Below are 16,351 nucleotides of genomic sequence, written 5' to 3'. Positions count from 1 at the left end.
TCACTAAACACCCCTGGTTTTCCTTGATTCATATTCTTGGAACATATGCTATAGGAAGGACTGCTTCTCTTTTATGCGATTCGCCTTTTTCTCAAGCGGTAAACAAACAAGGAAGCACCTGCGCCAAGCAGCAATATACCCGTCAATATCAAGGTAAACATATTGGTTGCTGTATCTGCTAGCTTCCCCCCCGTTATCTTATCCTGATCTCCGTCCTGGTCTTTGTTTTGTCCTGGTTGTTTGTTGGTTGGGTCGTTACCACCATTAAGATCCCCCGGCTGTTTGCCAGGCTGCTCTGGCTTGGTCGGTTTCTCTTCTCCGTCCAGGTCTCCTCCGCCACCTGAAGGAGGAGCAGGCTTCTCACCGCCAGGCTGATTCGGTTCGCCAGGCGGATCTTCCTCATCTTTCGGGGGTTCAGACTGATTCGGATCCTGGTCTTCCCCTTTCACAAATGTCCAGATATCTGACCTTGTTTCACCGGTGTACTGATCAGAAACAGTAGCATACCAGGAATAGATTTTCCCTTCTTCCAAGCCTGTCCAGACTATTTCGGCTGTTTCTCCGCTAGGTACGTCTTCCACTCTTCCTATTTCGTCATCCGTATAAACATTTACAGCAAAGTAATCAGTAGCTACCCTTTTTTCTTTTGCTGCCAAGTCTAAGTCTAACGTGAACTCATCCTTGCCTGGATAGGCATCCGTGTCATAGTAGTTATAATCATCTAAATACGGAGAATACGTATTGACGATTATTTTGTTATTATCTGAATCAAAATGCAGCAGGCGCATATAGCCTTGTCCGCCTTCAGGGCCTGCTTGATAATCTGCCAGCATTTGATAGACGGTGCGGTCGCTAGTCCCATCTCCGTCATCATCAAGCTCATCGACGAGCAGCTGTGCCTCGTGATAATGACCGGACAAGACGGCGATGACATTTTCATTCGGCACGACTACCTCATTATAGAGCTTTTCTCCCAGTGGATGGCGGGTTCCCGTTGCCTGCAGGTATTCATGAAAATTTAGGATCGCCTGCCGATCGGGATAAGCAGCCAGCACTTCATTCATCCAGGCAATTCCTTCCTCCTCCACTCCCCAGCCGAGGTAAACCATAATATAATCATTGCCATTGGCAGAAATTAAATCATAATGACCACGGTTATTTAAATAGGACCCGCCATAATACGGTTTTTCCTGGAAACGATCGGCCCCAAAGTACTTATAGTAATTCGTGTAATCATTGGTTTTCTGGGATACATCGTGGTTGCCGGCCAGCACACCATAAGGGACACCGGCGTCATCCAGGGTTTTCATGTAATTATCGGCATGGTCCCACTGATACGCTTTGTCCGATTCGTCCACAAGGTCGCCAGTATGCATGACATATTGGATATTCATCGCATCACGATTGTCGACGATCCATTGTGTCTGCCGATCATAAATATATGGATAGCTTTCCGAATAATATTGCGTATCAGACATCCAGACAAATGTATAATCATACTCTTCGGAACTGCTTGGTATTTCGTCCTGGACAATGACATTAACCTTGCTATTTTGAACATAATCACCTACCGGCACAGTACCCTTTAATTCAAAATCTTCTTGTCCTGCAATATGGGCATCAATGCTTTCCCATTTCGCTTCTGTATGGTTCCAGGCATACATGGTAACCTTTCTGCCTGCAAAAGAGTTTCCATTCCAGACAAGCTCAACCAGGTCGCTCTCATCCACCCCTTCATCAACTGTTACGTCAAAACGATGGTAAGGAAATTGCCCCGTCGAATCGGTGATCATGTATTTTCCATCTTTTTCAGAGGCAAGATCAATATCCTGTTTGCCGAAGCCTGTTTCGCCAGCGGGAGCAGGGCTTGCCGGCGGTTCCACATCCGCTGCATTGCTAAAGGAAGCGACATGGTCTAGGTTATCCGGCGTATATTGGTGCGCCTGATAAAAGCCTACGTCCATCGTGTCTCCCGTTGGGTCGTTCACTTCTACGCGTAAAACCGGATCGCCGCTGAGCGGCTGGGCCAGCTCTGACTGCGGGCTTTGATTGACTGGATTGTCCGGATGTTCGTCGACGACGGAAAACTCCACCAATTCTTCTGATTGATTACCAACGGTATCGACAGCTTCTATTCGTAATTCATGGCTGCCAGCCGTAAGTAATCCAGAAGAAGCAGCGTAAGGTACCTCGATTTTTTCCCCATCTAACCAGACCGTATGGGCCTCGGTACCGGCGATTTCATCTGAAACGGTAACGTCAATGTCGAATGCTCCTTTGTATTGCTTGCCTTCCTCTACGTTTGTCTGAATCACCGGGGCAGTATTATCGACGTAAACATCTGTTTCCAGCTCTTCATCACTATCCGACGCGCGTATGGTATGCAGCCCATCGAGTGTAGAGTCCGTCTGCCATACATATGCTTTTGATTGCGCAAGCCCGTCCTCAATCGTAAAGGTGAAGTCTTCGAATACGCGCACGGTGCCATCGTCACCCATATCAAATACCTCACTAGCATCACCATGGGATGGATCAGTTAAAATGGTGCCATCAGATAAGACTAGCCGGACATTGCGAAGATTGTAGTCATCCCGGTTTTCACCTGGATCGCCCTCCCATGGCGTCGCTTTATTGCCGGCACGAATGGTGATTGTGTTTTCGCCAACCTGTAATTGGTCAGCTGACACAGGTACCGTAATTGTCTGCCACTGGGCAATCCAGTCATCAAAAATATGGATAATTTCATCCCCAATGGTGACGCCGTTCTGAAAATACGTGTTCACCCCGCTAACCTCGAAAGCGAAGTAAGCGGTATGTTCTACCGCCCGTGGAGCCTCACCGGAAACCTCGGTGTCGTCAATCAACAGCTTCACCGCTTCAGGTCCCTCGTCTCTGGACGTTGCTTTAATAATTTTTTCACCACTAAGAATATCGCCCTCCTGCACATTCAACCGTAGACTCGAATCATCCAGCTCATTAGTTACTTGAACACGGTACGTTTCGCTAGTTACCTGATTGGTTCCATCGGAAGCCGTGAAATAATATTCAACATAGTCTTTGGCAATGATCTCCGGTGAATAAATCCGGTGGTGATACAGCATGTCGTCATAATCTTCTTGAAGCAGAGCTGATTGATAATCCTCCTGTCCATTGGCGCGATAATACACCTGGACGGTCTTCACCTCGATATTATCTTGGATGTCAGCGGTAAGGTTAATATCTTCTGTCTGGTTCACTTCTGCTGCTTCTGTCAGATTCTCAATGGTTGGTGGAATGTTATCTTCCGGAACGCTCACCTGGCTATCCGGAACCTGATACGCTTCTACTGAACCTGGTGTCGCGGCAATGCTCCCAGCACTCACCTTCTCCATTAAACTCGAACTGTCTGTTGGGTATTTATAGACAATTCCTTTGTCCGGCTGGGTATCATCGATTCCTTCCTGGTCATTGTAGTAAGCAATTGCTAATTCCTGTCCGGCATTGGTGGCTGCAATCAACCCCCTCATACTGCCATTAGCCATTCCTGCACTATAAATACGGACAATATCCTCATTTTCCACAAGATTGGTTCCATAGTTCTCATTGAAATCCGCTACGGTTTGCTCCCCGTTTTCCCCATTAATAATCCAAAAAACAAGCGTTTCCTGGGACGGGATGACAACATTATCCGGTACAGACGGCCAAATAATATCACTCTCCGGATCTGTTCCATAGCGGTATTGGAGTTTATAATCCTGGAAATTAATTGCTTGATTCGTATTATTATAGATTTCGATAAACTCGTACCCATCGGCAGAGCCTGTATTAGTAGAATCAGGAACAACCTCCGTTACTAGCAGAGAAGGGATTTTTTCCGGATCAACTTCCTGCTTGTCGACCTCAATGATTGCTTCCTCGGTACGGACGGTATGAACTCCGTCACTTGCTTCCACATAATAGCTGATATTGCTACTGACATAGACGCCGGGAATTTCGGCGGAATAGCTTGCTGGATTAGCTGCATCGGCAGTCATTGCCAACGTGGTATATGCACTGGCATCCTCTGCTTTCACAAAAACCGTTGCCGTCGGAACAGCCTTGTCATCGGTTATCGCCGCTTCAATCGTAATTGACGAAAAAGCTTTGGCTTGCGAAACTGGCGTATGGTCAATGACCGGTGCGGTAACGTCATCTTCTGGTTCCGGTAAATGGACAGGCTCTACCGGTACTTGTACCGCTTCAATTATGCCAGGAGTAGGATTCGCCATGGTAAGATACTTTTCCATGGTTGTCCCTTCTTTCGGGTACTGGTATTGGATGACAGCTCCCGTGTTATCGTTATCCTCGCCAAGATAGTCTGCATCAATTAATTGCTGTCCCTGGTTATCCGTTAATACCAGTGCGCGATTGCCACTATTGGCAAAGCCGGGAAAATTGGGATCAGTCACTTCGATTATTTGTTCCTCTGACAGCTGCACCCCAAAGTTTTCATTGAACGCATCCAATTGTTTATTCCCCTTGTTGTACCAAAACACGAGGGTTTCCTGCGGATTAATCACGGTGTTTTCCGGAACTTGAAACGGAACCTCGTTGCCGGAATCGGTGTAATAGTAGATAAATCGGTAGTTTGCCATCGATAGTGGCTGATCTGTATTATTGTACAGCTCAAAATATTCGTAATAGTCCGTGCCACCGCCCTGTGAATTAGGAGACAACTCCGTAATCAGCAAGTGTGGATAAGCATCAAAATCTTCTATTTCTGTTGACTGACTGGCTGCTAATACCCGCTTTTCCTTTTCCGGTTTTATTACAGCTGCCTCCAATGGTGTTTCTGCTGGATAGGTAATTCGATAATGGGCGGTAGCTGCTGTCATGTAATAAGTGATTTGTTCGCCTTTCAATTGTTGTGCAGGTATTTCTGCCAAAAAACTACCGTTTTTTGTCGGCTGCATCTCTATCACTTGATAGTCTTCCTGATCAGTTGTTTGATAGTAAAGCTCGGCAGAAACACTTTCCCCATCGGTCTCAATAGCAGCTTCTACCTGGACAGACTTCCCTGCTACTATTTCTTCAAGATGTTCATGGTTGATTGTGGGAGCTGTTGTGGGTGGGAGAGCTACTGGTTGCTCAGGGATCTGCACGTCTTCCAATTGAACTGGAGTTGTTCGGCTATCTGATCCATATCTTTCCATCTCCGTTCCGCTGGAAGGGTGTTGATAATGAATGGCTTGTCCTTGCAGTCGATCTTCCGCTGTATAAGCAGCCGAAACGATTTTCTCTCCATTTGGATTTTCGATACTGATTATATTGCCATCCGTAAATGCCGGACCAGTATATTCAACAACTGCTTCCTCAGGAACATTTACTTGATAGTGCTTGTTAAAATCCTTGAGATCATGCTTTTTATCGTTGCTCCAAAAAATAATTGTTTGGTCAGGCTTAATAATCGCAGGGGAAAACTGCAGATAAGCACTTTCCTGTTTTCCAGCATTCGAATGCAAACTGATTTTTAGATAGTCAAGGACAAACGGCTGATTTGAATTGTTATGTACTTCAAAATAATCATAGCCTTCATTACTAGGATTAATTTCTGTGATAAGAAGCGGTGGCAATGAATTAAAATCAATCGCCTTTCCTTCATTTTGAGGTGACTGGTTATCTTTTGTTTTTTCCTCGTTGGATGGATGTTTATCGGAGGGAGCTTCTTGTTGTTTGGTTGAGGTATCGTCTTGATTGCTGGTTGGTGAATCTTCTGGATTTTCAGTACTAACCGAAGCGGAGCTAGTTTCTTCATTGGCTGATTGCTCAGGAGAAGCAGTTGTCTCTTCTTGTACCTTCGAAGCTATTTCCCCTGAATCTGAATCCTTTATCTCTTGCTTTGCTTCCGGCTGGTCCTGTTGCTGGTCGAGCGTTCCCTCATCCAGTGACGCCTCTTCCTCTTTAGCTGCAGCAGGGCTGCCAGAAGCAGCGGAAACAGTCATTCTGCTTGGCGTGATTGCCGCCAAGTCCACAAATAAAACTGCCATGATGACAAAAATGGACACAAACTGGCGAATTCGCTTTTGGACCGTTCTTTTTCTCATATGGACCTCCTTAAGGATTTTCTCACTATTAGTGTACGGTCCATTTGTTAAGCAGGCGTGAACCATCTGTAAATCTATGTAAATTTCCCGGCGTTTTACTAGAGCGCGATTTGTCGTGCATATAAAATTTTCGCAGCCTATTGACTCCTCATTTGTACTAGTGTACTATTTAATTAATACAATAATACAATCTATTTTAGGAGGACGTTGTATGAGTGCATTTCTTAGTTTAACGAAGAAAGAATTACGGCTTGGTGTCCCAGTATTTTTGGTTCCCATCATTATCTTTATAGTAGCTGTGGGAGTCGCCGCATACTTTGGCGGGCGGTCAGGCGTCGCCTGGGAGGCGATAGCAGTTGTGTCTGTGTCGGCAACGGCTATCCAAATATTTTACTTGCTTTATTACTTGAGTTTCAGTCTTAAATCGGAAAGGAAGAAGCTGCACCTTTGGCTCCACAATCCATTGCCTGGATATTCCCTGTTACTAGCCAAACTCTGTGCCGGGCTTGTTTCCATGCTGGTTACATTCATTGTTACCGGAGGAACCTTGCTGGCTGCAGTTCAATCCTCAAGCTTTGCCAGCCAGCTGCAAGCCGAATTGAAGCTTGCCAACCTTAGCGTTTTCGGCGGGGCACATATATGGTTGTTTGCCATTGATTTTGCAATATACTTTATGTTTTTCTATATGATCTATTTATTGTTTAGCCGGTTTTTTGGCGGATTTCTCAGTTTTTCTTTCACTTTTATTCTGTTTGGCGGATTGACTTATTTATGGGGCTTATTTACTGAAACATCACTCCACCAGACTTTAACCGGATGGGGAGAAATCCAATTCAATGGTTTTGTCTTTAAACGCAGCTTTGATGCTAGCGGTATGGAGGTTTTCACTGAACTCGATATGGTTCATGTATTTCTCGGCTCTTATCTATTTGAAGCAGTCATTGTGGTACTGCTGTTTATCGCGGCCAGCTGGATGCTGGATAGAAAAGTTGAGGTGTAACTATGACAGATACCTTTCATTCTTCAACGCCGATATACAGTCAGCTTGCTGAACGTATCAATAAACAAATCCTAAGGGGAGAACTGAAACCGGGTGACAAGCTCCCTTCAGTCAGAGAGATGGGTATTCAAGTCAATGTCAACCCGAATACGGTTCAACGAACTTATCGAGAGTTGGAAGGAATGATGATAGTGGAATCCAGACGAGGGCAGGGGACCTTTGTTACAGAAAATCAAAGCATTCTCAACGATATGCGGGAACGGCTTAAACGGGAAGAAATCTCGCAATTTGTCGTCAGTATGCACGATATGGGATATGCCGATGAAGAAATTGAGGCCGGTTTACAGAAATTCCTGGCCAATCGTAAAGGAGATGATGACGAATGATCAACCTGGAACAGGTAACCAAACGGTATATGAATAAAATTGCCTTGCAGAATATTAATTTGGAATTAACCAAGGGGAAGATTATCGGGCTTGTCGGGGAAAACGGAAGCGGAAAGTCGACAACTCTTAAACTAATTGCAGGTCTCATCCATCCATCCAAAGGGACGATTACAGTGAATGGAGAAGCTGTAGACCGCCGCATCGCCAGCCAAGTTTCCTATTTATCGGAACTCGATGAGTATTACGGCTTTTATAATGTCAGGCAAACTATCAATTACTTTGCCGAGCAATTTTCTGATTTTAATTTACAAAAAGCAGATGAAATTCGTGCTTTCATGAATTTGGACCCTAATGCCAAGCTGAAACAACTTTCTAAAGGGAACCGCGGACGTCTTAAGATTGTGCTGACTCTCGCCCGGGAAGTTCCGATCATTTTAATGGATGAGCCACTTTCCGGATTAGACCCGATGGTACGCGATTCCATTGTCAAAGGCTTGATATCCTTTATTGACCTGGAAAACCAGGTAGTAGTGATTACAACCCATGAGATAAAAGAAATCGAAACCATCCTCGACGAAGTAATCGCGATTAAAGACGGCAGCATCATTGGCCATCATCATGTGGAGCAGCTCCGCATCGAACAAAATATGGGGATTGTCGAATGGATGACAAGTATGTATGAGAACAGCAGATAACCAATTGGAGAAAAACTAATTTCACAATAACTTTCTCACTAATATTAACCACATAAATACAAATAAAATAGCAATTCAATTAGCACATAAAAACGCTTGGATTAAAAATAAAATCCAAGCGTTTCTCTTGTTAAACTTTGATTGCGGCTTATTTTCCTATAGAGTAAACAGTAAGAAGTAAGCCATTCATTACGAATAAAGACAACGGAACTAACGAGGTAAATAAAGATATAATTATTTGACCTTTTTTACGTTCTACATTTGCTTTGAACAAGCAAAAAAGGGAAACTACTACTAAAGCAAAAGTAGATAAGATGCCACTTAATAAAACATTTCTATTTAACTCTTCAGTCAATCTCGCCCAACCTTCAATATTAAATACAACTATTATTCCTATAAGTGCCAATGATATTGAAGCTATAAGCCATTTGGTAAATTTATTCATTTTATTTTACATCCTCTTCTACCCTTTTTGGCAATAAAAGAGCTTTAATCTCTATATTTATTTTATCATAAAATTTCCTTTTTCATAAAATGGTTTATGCGAACTATCGTAAATATATGATACTTTTAAATCAAATGCTTTATCTCTGAAACCCATTCGTTGGGCAGGAGTAAGTTCTTTTCCATCAGCAGATTGTTTCTCCACGATAACTGAACTACTTACGCTAAAAGATGCCTTTGAAAACTGAAACTCTATGATATGTGGAATTTAATTCTCCATACAGACCGCTTTTCGTCTAATTTCAAGAGGTTTGTGCCCTCTCTTCCTTCATTCGTTTAACGATTCACATTTTCCGGGAAAATCGCCATCCCACCTTGAATACGCATGCCTTCGAGACCTGAAGATGAGGCGACCTCATATCCGTGTCTTATGTAAAATCACTCTTTTTAGATGGGCCTCTGTTTATTCCACGATGAGCGATCGGGGGTGACGCCTGCGGGAACAGCGCGAGCCGAAGATCCACTTGGTCAAGTGATTTTCTTGACCAAGTGAGCTGAGGCCGTGCCCGCGGCAAGCACCGAATAGCGGTTAGTGGAATCAACAACAAACGTTGACAGCAGACAGCACCTTTAGATTTTAAAAAGGACTTTTTCACTGACCTTACGCTAACGGGGGATTTTATCTTTTACAAGGGCCCCCCAGCCACCACCAATCTGCCCGAAAAACATGCTGACAAAGCGGCCATCAGCCTTCCAGGATACTATTTCACCACTCCAAAACACCTAATTATCCTACTAGGGCCAATTTTTTGACAAATATACATAGCTTGTTACAATTGGCAATATATTTTATTAACTTGAAAAGAAGGGGAGAACTTTGAAGGAAACTTGGTTTTTCGTTGATTCAGGCTACCATACACCAGCCTTTAACATGGCAATGGATGAAGCACTTTTGCAATGGCATAGTCAAGGTGACATACCGCCGGTCTTACGTTTTTATGGCTGGAAGCCAGCCGGGATTTCTGTAGGATATTTCCAAAAAGTCAATGGAAAAATCGATGTCGACGGAGCAAAAAAACACGGCATTGAACTCGTCCGCAGACAGACTGGCGGGAGAGCAGTCTTACACGATCAGGAACTTACATATAGTGTGCTCGTCTCCGAAGAACATCCTGCCATGCCAGCATCAGTAAAGGAAGCATATCTGAAGATTTCGCGCGGCCTGCTTGAAGGTTTCAAGGAGCTAGAAATCGATGCTGACTTCTCTATTCCTGAAGGAAAACAGCAAGCAGCAAATTCTGCGGTCTGTTTTGAAGAGCCCTCCTGGTATGAACTGATTGTAGAAGGAAAAAAAGCTGCCGGAAGTGCACAGACAAGAAAAAAGGGAGTCATTTTACAGCATGGTTCCATCCCTTTGGAAGTTGATGAGGAAAAGTTGTTTGATTTGTTCTTATATCCCAGTGAACGGGTGAAGGAACGGGCACGACGATCGTTTGGCGATAAAGCGATAGCAATCAATCAAATTTCAAAAAAGAACGTAAGCTTTGATGCCGCCAAATATGCTTTTAAAAAAGGCTTTGAGCGCGGGCTTGATATTGAGTTACAACCTTTCGAACTAAACGAAGAGCAGTTAGCTGAAGTCCTTAAACTGGAAAACAAGTATAAAAGTCATGAGTGGACCTATTCGAGGTAAAGGAGCGTTTTTGAAATGACCAAAAAGCAAGAACATGTTCGCAAACCTGAATGGCTGAAAGTGAAGTTAAATACTAACAAAACCTATAACAAACTGAAACGGTTAATGCGGGAAAAGAATTTAAACACTGTCTGTGAAGAAGCCAAATGCCCGAACATCCATGAGTGCTGGAGCGAGCGGGCAACAGCCACCTTTATGATCCTCGGAGATACGTGTACCAGAGGCTGCCGTTTTTGTGCAGTAAAAACCGGTCTTCCAAATGAACTTGATTGGGGAGAACCAGAGCGTGTCGCTGAATCGGTCGAAATCATGGGATTGAAGCACGCCGTTGTTACCGCTGTGGCACGTGATGATTTGCAGGATGGCGGAGCGGCTGTTTTTGCTGAAACCGTCCGGGCGATTCGCAGGAAAGTGCCCGGATGTACCGTGGAAATCCTGCCGTCCGATATGAAAGGCGACTATGAAAGCTTGCATACGTTAATGGATAGCGAACCGGATATTTTCAATCATAATATTGAAACTGTCCGCCGGTTGACTAAACGGGTGAGGGCTATTGCGATGTATGATCGTTCCCTGCAGCTTTTGGAACGGGTCAAAGAAATTGCGCCAAACACTCCAACAAAATCAAGTATTATGGTCGGCCTCGGTGAAACAAAAGAAGAGATTCTTGAAGCTATGGATGATTTACTTGCGCATAAGGTGGATATCATGGCAATCGGACAATACTTACAGCCGACAAAGAAGCATTTAAACGTGGAACGGTATTACCATCCGGACGAATTTGAAGAACTGAAGCAAATTGCACTAAAAAAAGGCTTCAAGCATTGTGAAGCTGGACCAATGGTACGCTCGTCCTACCATGCTGACGAACAGGTCAACGAAACCTCTGCCCAGCGGCGCATAAAGTATATGCAAGGCTATGAATCACAGGGAGAAACACTTGATCAGGTAAAGTTTTAACGCAGGATGAAAATGTTTATAATTGCTTAACTACCAACGGATTCAGTTTTGGAGGGTAGGCACCACCCAAACATATCTGCTAACAGATTCAAAAACGCTCAGATTACATTCTGAGCGTTTTTCCACATGATATTCGCCACCATTATTCAATCGCGCGTCAGCGAAGGAAAACAGCATAAACGATAAAACCTATTATCATCATAAGAATGAGTATGCCAGTACCTTTCCAACCTAAACTTCCAACTAAATCAGGCAATCCTCCACCGTGAACACTTCCAGAAGGGTTTCTCTTTAATTCTTGTTGTCTCATTCTTTCCCTTCTTCGTTCAGGAGTTTCTTTATCTTGATGCACACTAACACCCCGGTTATTATGTATTTTCTCTTTAACTCTCGCACGCATTAGTTCAATAAAAGCTTAGCTGGCAATCAAACTCTACTACTGCCATTTTAACTGGCTGTGAAAACTTCAGACCCTTAGCGAGCCACGGAAACCTCTGGCACCATAGTAGGATTCTGCTCCATTGTGGTACACAAAGACAGTATCGTAGCGACGATCACAAAAAATAGCCCCTCCAAGTTTTCTAATTTCAGCAGGTGTCTGCACCCAGCTCGACGTTTTCATATCGAAAGGTTCAAGTTTCTGCAGCTCACGGTATTGTGCTTCCGTTAAAAGTTCAATGCCCATGGCAGTTGCCATATCAACAGCATTATTTTCTGGTTTGTGTTTTTTCCTTGACTCCAGTGCTTCACGGTCATAACAAACACTTCTGCGGCCTTTAGGACTCTCTGCTGAACAATCATAAAAAATGTACTCGCCCGTCTTTTTATCATGACCCACAACATCCGGTTCGCCGCCAGTAGCTTCCATTTCATTAAGCGACCACATTTTTTCAGTATTAGCTTCCAGCTTTTCTTGTACTTTAGCCCATTCAAGCCCTTGATGGCGGTTCTTGTTTTTCTCAAAACGGGCTTTCAATGCTATAAGTAGTTCTTCACGTTGTTCTTGCGGCAAATCTTTTTTACTGCTGATTTTATTTCTTTGCGTCATATTCGTTTCCCCCTTATTAAGTTTTACTCCTAGTGGTTTAAGTATAGATAAGTAATATTTGTTTACTAAATCAATCGTTTTCTGAAGCTTAGCGGAAGAAATAACAATATTGAAATGCTTTCTTAGTGAAAGGATGTGTTAGACTTCTTGTCTAAACTACTTCGAGACTCTTCTTGTAAGTTCCTGCCCGAAAAACAAGTTTTGCCCCGCGGCACAACATTTTCTTATCGAATGGGGCATCTACTATGTTCAGAGGTTGCCATGGACCGCAAGCCCTTTTTTTAAAAAGTCCCGGTCATTTGAATAAGTGTCTATCAACTTAGTTGCCCACTAAAACAAAAACATTGCCATCTGGGGCTTTCATTACTGCTACGTGTCCCCCCACAAAGAATTAGGAAACGGAGTGCGAATCCACTCAACTTCAGGATTAGTTTTTAATGTTTCGTAAGATTCCTTAACATCTTCAACGACAATTTCGGTTTCAGCAAAATCTAAATTTGGATTGTTCTTTAATACTAACTCTGCATTGCCCTCAGGAAATCTCATTCCAACAAGACTCCATTGTTTTTCCTGATCTTGATAGGTTTCCCACGCCTTGGTTAAACCCAGTGATTGATAGAAATTCACTGACTTCTCCATATCATTTGTATAAATCGCAAGACATTCGATTCTTTTCCACACGACAGATCCCCCCCCCCGTATCATTTATAACCTATACCTCTTCATTTTTCTGCTCTTGACTTTGACAGCCTCTCCCATTCGGCAGATGAATAATTTATTTTCACCAGACTTTCACTATATCTCCCATTTAAAACAACCCAACTAATTATACCTAAGCTGTTCAATTAACTTGACCTTTACTTCTATATATCAAGTCTTCAATAAGAGTGTTAGAAAAATTGGATATGAAAAGGACAGAAGCTGAAAATAATATGTTGAAATGGCAATTGAATAAATAATTTATAATAAAACAAAATCAAAAAGACGTACAAATCGGTACGTCTTTTCGGTTCTAATTAAGGTTTAGTCTTAATTACGACCGATAATGAGAAAGCCTCGTCTTAATTAACTAAATTACTTTTGAAAAAACTTGTTAATGCCTCTAAATTGTTAACTCCATCCCGTCATACGCTACATCAATTCCAAATGGGACAAGCAATTTTTCTAAATCCTTATGCAACAATCCACAATTATGAGAAAAATGCGTCGCTACAACCTTTGAGTTCTCATGAATGACACCTATTTCAGCCAATTTCGCTTTTGTATCTTTAACCGCCTCAATGTTCATATGAATTGTTTTTCTATCAATTAAACCATTTGTACAATCAAGTATAGCAATATCTACTATACGATTAGCTAACCAATTAAAAGTCTCTGTCGGGAATACCCCTGTATCATGACCATATAGACAAGTCTTTCCATCTTTTTCTATAAAATAAATAAAACTATGCTCGTCCGGTTTATGATCTGCTTTTAAAGGGGTGATTAACTTGCCCCCGATTTCATATGTAGTAAAAGCTTGCAATGGAGCAATATTAAAACAATCCAATTCATTCGCAAGTGTTTCCCGACAACGCTCAACGACCTTCTCATTCCCATATATATTAAGAACATCGCCGTAATTCCTGGCAAACCCAGGAGTGCGCATTCTTATATCCTCCGGGTAAAAATGATCATGGTGGGTATGGGTGACGATTAAGTGTTCAAACTCTGAGATTTTATCTCCTTCACGCAAGACATGCATAAAGGTGTCTGGGGGGAAATCAATCTTCAAATTATCATCTACCAATGCTGATGTTCTCGTTCTAATGTCTTTGCCACCAAGATTCTTTGCCTTTTGACAAAGCTCACATCGGCAAAAAATTGCTGGAACACCTTCCGCAGCAGCACTGCCCAGCAAGTGAATTTTCATTTTATACACCTCCTATTGAAGTATGATCCATTTCTCGGTACGTTTGATTGGATAAGTCTATTGCCTGCTAAAATATATATTCGAATGGCAAGTTTCCATTGATCATGCACCTCCATTGTAAACTACATCCCCATTAATAATGGTCTTCTCCACGTCTAAATTGCTGCCTAAAATCATTAAATCAGCTTTATACCCCACGTCAATTCTTCCTCTATTCGCCCCTTGATCTATAGCATACAGTGGTTCCTGTGTTGCCATATAAATAGCTTTTTCTAATGGGATATTGCACTGCTCGACGACGTACTTTATACCTTTATCCAAGGTAATTGCACTTCCTGCTAATTGACCGTTATTTAAAGTTACTTTATCACCATTTTTTATAAGGTTCTTTTCCCGGAAAAAATATTCTCCATCATCTAATTCGTTATATCCAGTACAATCAGATACGAGAACAATTCTTTCATTGCCCTTCACCTTATATAAAAGCTCAATCATTTGGGGATGTATATGGATGCCATCCGCAATAATTTCGCACGTCAAGTTATCATAATACAAAGAAGCTGCGGCGGTCCCGGGTGTTCGATGATGTACCGGACTCATCGCATTGAACGTATGGGTAACCTGCGTCAATCCATACTCTATTGCTATTCCTATCTCCTCAATTGTTGCATTCGTATGCCCAGCTGAAATATGTACTTCTTTCGAATGTAATTGATTTAGTATCGCATAATCTTCTATTTCCTCAGGGGCCAATGTAATAATAGAAATGATATCTAAAAAAGGGTTCAAAACATTATCAACGTCTCCCCAGGTAAGCTGCCGTATATAAGACTTGCTTTGAGCTCCACTATACTTATGACTAATCCAAGGTCCTTCTATATGAACACCAAGAAAGTTTGCTCCCACAGCTGGACTATCTTTATAAGCTCTCGCACCCGCAAGGAAATGCTTCACATTTTTGAGCGAACCGGTCCTGGAAGTTGCTAGAAAAGATGTTACACCATAACGCGGCAAACATTTTGCTATTTCAGCAAATGACTCGTGATTGTCCATAAAATCAAACCCATTGACACCATGTATATGAATATCTGTTAATCCAGGACAAATGAAACCATCGTTCACCTCATATAGGGGATTGTGATTATTTGCCCTGTCACTTCCAACGTAGGTGATTTCACCATTCGTTATTTCAACTAGACAGTCCTTTATCATTCGCCCATCCGTGATAACATCACCTTTTAAATAGTACATATCAATCCCTCACTTACCTTGTTTCACTAATGAACTTGCTCCAATCATGCTCGCGTTGTTCTTCAAAAATGCTTGCTGTAAAGTTACTGGAATCGAGGCTGCAGCATCTATTTTTTCTTCCAACTCATCCCACCAATGTTCACTGGAGTCAATCAGGCCCCCGCCGATAACAATCATCTCCGGATCAAATATATATTGCAGGTTAATAAGTCCGATTGACAAGTATTCTAAGTATCGATCAACTATACGTTTACATGTTGCATCCATCGTATATTGGTTAAATACATCTTTTGGAAGATAGTTTTTCGAAGCCAAATCAGAATCACTCGCAATCACTCTTTCCAATGCTTTACCTGACGCGTATGCCTCCCAGCAGCCTTTACGTCCACATTCACAAGCTATTCCATTTGGAACAATTGTCATGTGACCAACCTCTCCGCCATACCCGTTATATCCGTGAACTAATTCATTATTATGGACAATTCCCCCACCAATGCCTGTTCCTAGGGTGATACAAATATAACTGCTGACAGCTCTTGCCGCCCCTGCAGTTCCCTCTGCCAAGGCAGCGCAATTAGCATCATTTCCTACCACAACGGAAACATTAAAGGTATTTTCCAGCATAACTTGAATCGGCACGTTCGCTAAGGCATGTAGATTAGGACAGCTTTTTATTATACCGTTTTGAAAATCAACTATCCCGGCTGAGGCAACCCCAATACCATGGATTTCCTCACCTTGGACCATTTTTTTTATCTCTTCAATCATATATTCCACGATTGCTCCTTTAGGTGTTTTTATTTGGTCTTCTCTTATAAGCTGTCCATTGCCATCAAACATGCCGAATTTGATTTTGGTACCTCCGATATCAATTCCAATCGTGGACATCTGCCTATTGCC

The 16,351-nt window shown here is 42.6% G+C and carries 12 protein-coding genes and 1 pseudogene; 5 read left to right on the top strand and 8 right to left on the bottom strand.

Annotated elements, in window-relative coordinates:
- Window positions 1–71: 71 nt before the first annotated feature.
- Window positions 72–6,062 carry a lamin tail domain-containing protein gene (locus BLR93_RS06820; protein ID WP_093212614.1) on the bottom strand — a complete coding sequence of 1,997 codons (5,991 nt, stop codon included), beginning with the start codon at window positions 6,060–6,062 and terminating at the stop codon, window positions 72–74.
- Between the two features lie 211 nt (window positions 6,063–6,273).
- Between BLR93_RS06820 and BLR93_RS06815 the strand changes: the two genes are divergently transcribed.
- The 3 genes from BLR93_RS06815 to BLR93_RS06805 are packed head-to-tail and all read left to right on the top strand — an operon-like array spanning window position 6,274 to window position 8,143.
- Window positions 6,274–7,062, top strand: a complete 789-nt coding sequence (locus tag BLR93_RS06815) for a hypothetical protein (RefSeq protein WP_093212613.1) — start codon at window positions 6,274–6,276, stop codon at window positions 7,060–7,062.
- Between the two features lie 2 nt (window positions 7,063–7,064).
- Window positions 7,065–7,448, top strand: coding sequence for a GntR family transcriptional regulator (locus BLR93_RS06810; protein ID WP_093212611.1), 384 nt, complete (start codon window positions 7,065–7,067; stop codon window positions 7,446–7,448).
- Complete coding sequence (locus tag BLR93_RS06805; RefSeq protein WP_093212609.1) at window positions 7,445–8,143, top strand: ATP-binding cassette domain-containing protein; 699 nt, start codon at window positions 7,445–7,447, stop codon at window positions 8,141–8,143. The genes BLR93_RS06810 and BLR93_RS06805 overlap by 4 nt, the downstream gene beginning before the upstream one ends.
- Window positions 8,144–8,291: 148 nt before the next feature.
- Here the strand turns inward: BLR93_RS06805 and BLR93_RS06800 are convergent, their stop codons facing one another.
- The gene (locus tag BLR93_RS06800) at window positions 8,292–8,588 is read right to left on the bottom strand and encodes a hypothetical protein (RefSeq protein WP_093212607.1); all 297 of its coding nucleotides are present in this window, start codon (window positions 8,586–8,588) and stop codon (window positions 8,292–8,294) included.
- 930 nt (window positions 8,589–9,518) lie between these two features.
- Here BLR93_RS06800 and BLR93_RS06795 point away from each other — a divergent pair.
- On the top strand, window positions 9,519–10,280 hold the full coding sequence (locus BLR93_RS06795) for a lipoate--protein ligase family protein (RefSeq protein WP_093213451.1): 762 nt from the start codon (window positions 9,519–9,521) through the stop codon (window positions 10,278–10,280).
- A gap of 15 nt (window positions 10,281–10,295) precedes the next feature.
- Entirely contained in the window at window positions 10,296–11,240 is a 945-nt protein-coding gene (lipA, locus tag BLR93_RS06790; protein WP_093212605.1) for a lipoyl synthase, read from the top strand.
- A gap of 157 nt (window positions 11,241–11,397) precedes the next feature.
- Here the strand turns inward: lipA and BLR93_RS06785 are convergent, their stop codons facing one another.
- The 6 genes and pseudogenes from BLR93_RS06785 to BLR93_RS06760 form a co-directional block, all read right to left on the bottom strand.
- Window positions 11,398–11,592 carry a DUF6366 family protein gene (locus tag BLR93_RS06785; RefSeq protein WP_093212603.1) on the bottom strand — a complete coding sequence of 65 codons (195 nt, stop codon included), beginning with the start codon at window positions 11,590–11,592 and terminating at the stop codon, window positions 11,398–11,400.
- Between the two features lie 114 nt (window positions 11,593–11,706).
- Entirely contained in the window at window positions 11,707–12,288 is a 582-nt protein-coding gene (locus BLR93_RS06780; RefSeq protein WP_093212601.1) for a DUF4256 domain-containing protein, read from the bottom strand.
- A 319-nt stretch (window positions 12,289–12,607) separates the two neighbouring features.
- Window positions 12,608–12,969 (bottom strand): annotated as a pseudogene (locus BLR93_RS06775) (VOC family protein).
- A 421-nt stretch (window positions 12,970–13,390) separates the two neighbouring features.
- On the bottom strand, window positions 13,391–14,200 hold the full coding sequence (locus tag BLR93_RS06770; RefSeq protein WP_093212599.1) for an MBL fold metallo-hydrolase: 810 nt from the start codon (window positions 14,198–14,200) through the stop codon (window positions 13,391–13,393).
- Window positions 14,201–14,302: 102 nt separating this feature from the next.
- Window positions 14,303–15,451, bottom strand: a complete 1,149-nt coding sequence (gene nagA / locus BLR93_RS06765) for an N-acetylglucosamine-6-phosphate deacetylase (protein ID WP_093212597.1) — start codon at window positions 15,449–15,451, stop codon at window positions 14,303–14,305.
- A gap of 9 nt (window positions 15,452–15,460) precedes the next feature.
- Complete coding sequence (locus BLR93_RS06760; protein WP_093212595.1) at window positions 15,461–16,339, bottom strand: ROK family protein; 879 nt, start codon at window positions 16,337–16,339, stop codon at window positions 15,461–15,463.
- Window positions 16,340–16,351 lie beyond the last annotated feature (12 nt).

The organism is Sediminibacillus albus (genome assembly GCF_900101125.1).
Classification (GTDB): Bacteria; Bacillota; Bacilli; order Bacillales; family Amphibacillaceae; genus Sediminibacillus; species Sediminibacillus albus.
Note: the sequence above shows the minus strand (reverse complement) of the source record. Positions and strands in the feature narration are given on the sequence as shown.